The sequence below is a fragment of the Clostridium sp. genome (genome assembly GCF_040797585.1).
GTDB lineage: Bacteria > Bacillota > Clostridia > Clostridiales > Clostridiaceae > Clostridium_Z.
The window spans coordinates 1-4,604 of the sequence record NZ_JBFNEO010000218.1 but is presented as its reverse complement, the minus strand read 5'-3'; the positions used below and the strand labels follow the sequence as shown (position 1 = coordinate 4,604).

Sequence of the window (4,604 nt, the reverse complement as noted above, 5' to 3'; positions counted from 1 at the left end):
CATAAGAGGTTTAAAAAGGAATGAATTATTTGAAATATCGTACAAAAAATATTTCAAATATATTAACTTTATTTATATGGAATATTTTGTTATAATTAGCTGTAATAGTAGACGTTTTCAGGGAGTTGTTTAGGAAGTAATATTGTTATATAATAAACAACAATAGATTTTATAAAATACTATTTGAATATGAATATTAAATTACATTCAGAAGTCTTTAAAATGCAGGTAATAATCTCTTAAAAGTCATTAGTAAGATGGATATACTTACGTAATCATATGGCAAGAATCATAGAATAAATTAAGAAGATAGACTATATATTTTATATAAGAAATATATTTATTTTATCTTGCCATTAAAATATATAAAGGAGAATGATATTATGGACTTATTTAACCCTGTTATTATTTCTATCATAGTAATGATAGTCCTCTGTTTACTAAAATTTAATGTAATCCTATCCTTATTAATTTCTGCTATTGTAGCTGGTCTTTTTGCAAATCTAAGTCTTGGACAAACCATGTCTCTTTTGATAGGTGGTATGGGAGATAACTCAGAAACTGCCCTCAGTTATTTATTATTAGGAGCCTTGGCTGTGGCTGTAAATAAGACAGGCCTCTCCACCATATTTGCTAGAAAAATGGCTAATATAGTTAGGGGAAAGAAAATAGTATTTGTATTAATAATTGCATTTATAACTTGTTTTTCTCAGAATCTCATTCCCGTACACATAGCATTTATACCTATATTAATTCCAGCTTTGATTCCTCTTATGAATAAATTAAAGGTAGATAGAAGAGCAGTTGCTTGTGCGTTAACCTTTGGTTTAAAGGCACCTTATATAGCTATTCCAGTTGGATTTGGACTTGTATTTCATAATATTATAAGAGATCAAATGATCGCAAATAACATAGAAGTAACCAATGCTATGATAACTAAGGTTATGTGGATACCTGGAGTTAGCATGCTTCTTGGCTTATTAATAGCAGTATTTTTTACTTATAGAAAATCTAGAGAATACGAGGATATATCTTTAGAAGAGTTCTCTAGTGATGATGAAGACATTAAAATGACTAGAGACCATTGGTTTGCATTATTGGCAGCCATAGTTGCTTTTGTAGTCCAAATTATAACAAAGTCACTACCCCTTGGAGGCTTATGTGCCATAATAGTTTTAGTACTTACTAAAGCTATTAAGTTTGATGAAATTGATGATCTTATGAATGGTGGAATTAAACTTATGGGCTTTATAGCTTTTGTAATGCTTGTAGCAGCTGGTTATGGAAATGTTTTAAGGGAAACAGGAGCAGTTGAGGATTTAGTTAATTCTATAGTTTCAATAGTAGGACAGAGTCAATTCCTTGGAGCTTTATTAATGCTTTTAGTAGGATTAATTATAACCATGGGTATAGGAACTTCCTTTGGAACAATTCCAATATTAGCTACTATATATTCTCCTCTTGGACTTAAATTAGGGTTTAGTCCTTCAGCTATAATTGTTTTAATAGGTGTGGCTGGAGCTCTAGGGGATGCGGGGTCACCTGCATCAGATAGTACCCTTGGACCAACTTCTGGTCTTAATGTGGATTCTCAGCATGATCATATATGGGACACATGTGTACCTACCTTTATTCACTATAATATACCTTTACTCATATTTGGAATGGTATCTGCCTTGGTGTTATAAATTAAATAATTTTTATATACAAGGTTTTATTTATTGATTCTTATCATATTAGTGTTTATTAACTAATATGGTAAGAATCAATTTTATTTAAGGTGTTACATGAATTAAATAAAGCAGCAAGGCATGGGGATTATCTTATATGTATGAAAAAGGGGATAATACACCCAGAGGGTGAAGTAGAAAAAGTATGATAAGAGATGTATTTAAGATAGATTCAAAAATAATAGATAATCCTGTTAGTTTAAAACAAATGTGTGTGACAATAGAATTAGTTAAAAGCAAATGAGATTTTAATTCAATAAATAGCCTTTAAACCTATTAGAGATTAGTAATAAATCTTAAGTGCTTTATTATTAATCTTTATGTTTTATATAAGCATCTTTCTAATAATTCCATATATAATACTGAGGATTGCTTTTACAACAAAGGAGTAAAAATATTACTTGTACACAAAACTGTTATACAATATGATTATATTAAATACGATATAATATGTAAGACTAATAAAAAACTTGTTTAATTATTATAGATAATAAAATTATTTTATAGAATAAAAATTTATTGGTATTAAGGAGGATAACAATGAGTGATTCAAACTTTTCAAAGTTAATTAATGAGAGAAGGTCTGCTAACAATTTTATTAAGGGAGTAGATATAACAAAAGAGGAATTAAATGAGATATTTAAATTAGTATCTTTAGCTCCATCTTGCTTTAATCTGCAACACACTAGATATTTAGTTATTTTAGATAAGGAATTAAAAGAGTTATTTAGGGATAAAGCATGTCCTCAATATAAAGTCCATACTGCATCGGCAGCAATATTAGTTTTAGGAGATAAGGGGGCATATAAAAAGGCAGAAAGTCTTTATGAACCAATGAAAATGTTAGGAATGTTAGATTCTGTTTCTTATGCTGAAACTATAAATAATGTTTATAGTCTATACGAAGCAAGAGGAGAAGAGTTTATGAGAGATGAAGCCATAAGAAATGGATCATTATCTGCCATGATGTTTATGCTTATTGCGAAAGATAGAGGATGGGATACATGCCCAATGATGGGGTTTGATATTGAGGTTACTAAGAAGTTATTTAAAATACCAGAAGATATGGAACCAGTATTACTTATAACCATTGGAAAAGAGGATGAAAAGAAGAAAAGACTTAGAGGGTATAGAAAACCCGTTCAAGAATTTGTTCAATATATTTAAGTAACCTTATAGTTAATAATAAATATAATAGACATTTAACTTGAGAGGAGGAGAGGACTTGAATATAGATATTTCAAATGATATTCCCAGTTCAAAAGAATATAATAACCTAAGAATTATTTCAGGGCTAAGTCCTAAGGATGAAGAAGCCTCAGAAATAGGATTAAAAAACTCTATATTTATGGTTACATTAAGAGATAAGGATAAGTTAGTTGGAATGGGAAGGATCATAGGAGATGGAGGGTGCTTTTATCACGTGGTAGATATTGCTGTACATCCTTCTTATCAAGGTAAGGGTTTTGGAAAGTTAATTATGTCAGAGATAACTAAGTATTTAGATGAAAATGCTCCGAAGAGTTCTTATGTTAGTTTAATTGCAGATATTCCAGCAGATAAACTATATAAGCAATTTGGGTTTAACTATTCAGAGCCAAGATCTGTAGGTATGGCAAAGAGATACTAATTTACTGATTTTTTATATGATAAAAGAAGTATTATAGTCATATTATGATGAACTAGAAAATAGTATTTTCAATTAATATGATACACATAAAATTTAAGAACAACATTTGATTATAGGATTTATGATTAGAATTTTAACTTATACTTATGATTTATAGATATATAAACTGTACTCTGTAAGATATACATAGAAGAGAGTTATGTTACAGAGTACAGTTTATTTTTAGATTTAATTTATAAGTTAATTTTAAGCTTTAATTTTATAGAGAGCCTTTATTAAATTTTGAAGTATTTAAAAGGAATATATTATCTTTTATATAATAATATAAACTAAAGATTTATCATATTTTTAAATATTAATATACAATAAAATAGGAGAGTTATAATGATACAAATAATAGAAAGTCTTGATAATGCTATATTGTTATTTATAAATGACATATTAAGTAATCCAGTTTTAGATAAGGTCATGGTATTTATCACTTCCTTAGGAAACTTAGGTCTTATATGGATAGCAATTTCTTTGATTCTTATAGCAATAAAAAAGTATAGGAATATTGGATTTATATGTCTAGGGGCCTTAATAATAAACTTAATATTAGGTGAAGGGATATTAAAGAACTTGATAGAAAGACCTAGACCTAATGGAGAGCTTAATGGGATTACTATGCTTATACCTAGGCCTATAACCTATTCATTCCCGTCTGGACATACATCATCTGCCTTTGCAGCAGCTTTAGTACTATCAACATACTTAAAAAAATACTCATGGGGATTTTGGCTGTTAGCAGGAGCTATTGCTTTTTCTAGATTATATTTATATGTCCATTACCCTTCAGATATATTAGGAGGAATTATTTTAGGCCTTATAAGTGGATTTATATCTATAAAAATTAGTGAGAAAATTAAACAAAGAAAAAGGCCAATAAATAATTAATTTTAGATTATTCTTAATGAATCATTAAAATAAGGAGGACATACTATTATGAAAACACTTATAGTTTATGCTTCTAAACATGGATGTGCAGAAAAATGTGCCCTTAGACTTTCTGAAAAGCTTAAAGAAAGTACGGATATATTTAATATTAAGGATAAGAAAAACATAGATTTTGACAATTATAATAAGATAATTATTGGTGGTTCAATTTACATTGGTAATATTCAAAAGGAAGTAAAAAGATTTTGTTTAGATAATATAGAGATTTTAAAGAATAAGAAAATAGGATTTTATATATGCTCTATGAG

At 28.3% G+C, this 4,604-nt stretch carries 5 protein-coding genes; all 5 read left to right on the top strand.

Annotation, left to right across the window (positions count from 1 at the left end; all coding sequences use genetic code 11):
* Nucleotides 1-383: 383 nt before the first annotated feature.
* Complete coding sequence (locus AB2369_RS11585; RefSeq protein ID WP_367666637.1) at nt 384-1,688, top strand: Na+/H+ antiporter family protein; 1,305 nt, start codon at nt 384-386, stop codon at nt 1,686-1,688.
* Nucleotides 1,689-2,270: 582 nt separating this feature from the next.
* Nucleotides 2,271-2,897: a nitroreductase family protein gene (locus tag AB2369_RS11580; protein ID WP_367666636.1), complete on the top strand. Its 627-nt coding sequence runs from the start codon at nt 2,271-2,273 to the stop codon at nt 2,895-2,897.
* Between the two features lie 58 nt (nt 2,898-2,955).
* The gene (locus tag AB2369_RS11575) at nt 2,956-3,360 is read left to right on the top strand and encodes a GNAT family N-acetyltransferase (RefSeq protein ID WP_367666635.1); all 405 of its coding nucleotides are present in this window, start codon (nt 2,956-2,958) and stop codon (nt 3,358-3,360) included.
* 384 nt (nt 3,361-3,744) lie between these two features.
* Nucleotides 3,745-4,296: a phosphatase PAP2 family protein gene (locus tag AB2369_RS11570; protein WP_367666634.1), complete on the top strand. Its 552-nt coding sequence runs from the start codon at nt 3,745-3,747 to the stop codon at nt 4,294-4,296.
* Between the two features lie 48 nt (nt 4,297-4,344).
* Nucleotides 4,345-4,604: flavodoxin domain-containing protein (locus AB2369_RS11565; protein ID WP_367666633.1), on the top strand; the 260-nt coding region annotated here is incomplete at its 3' end.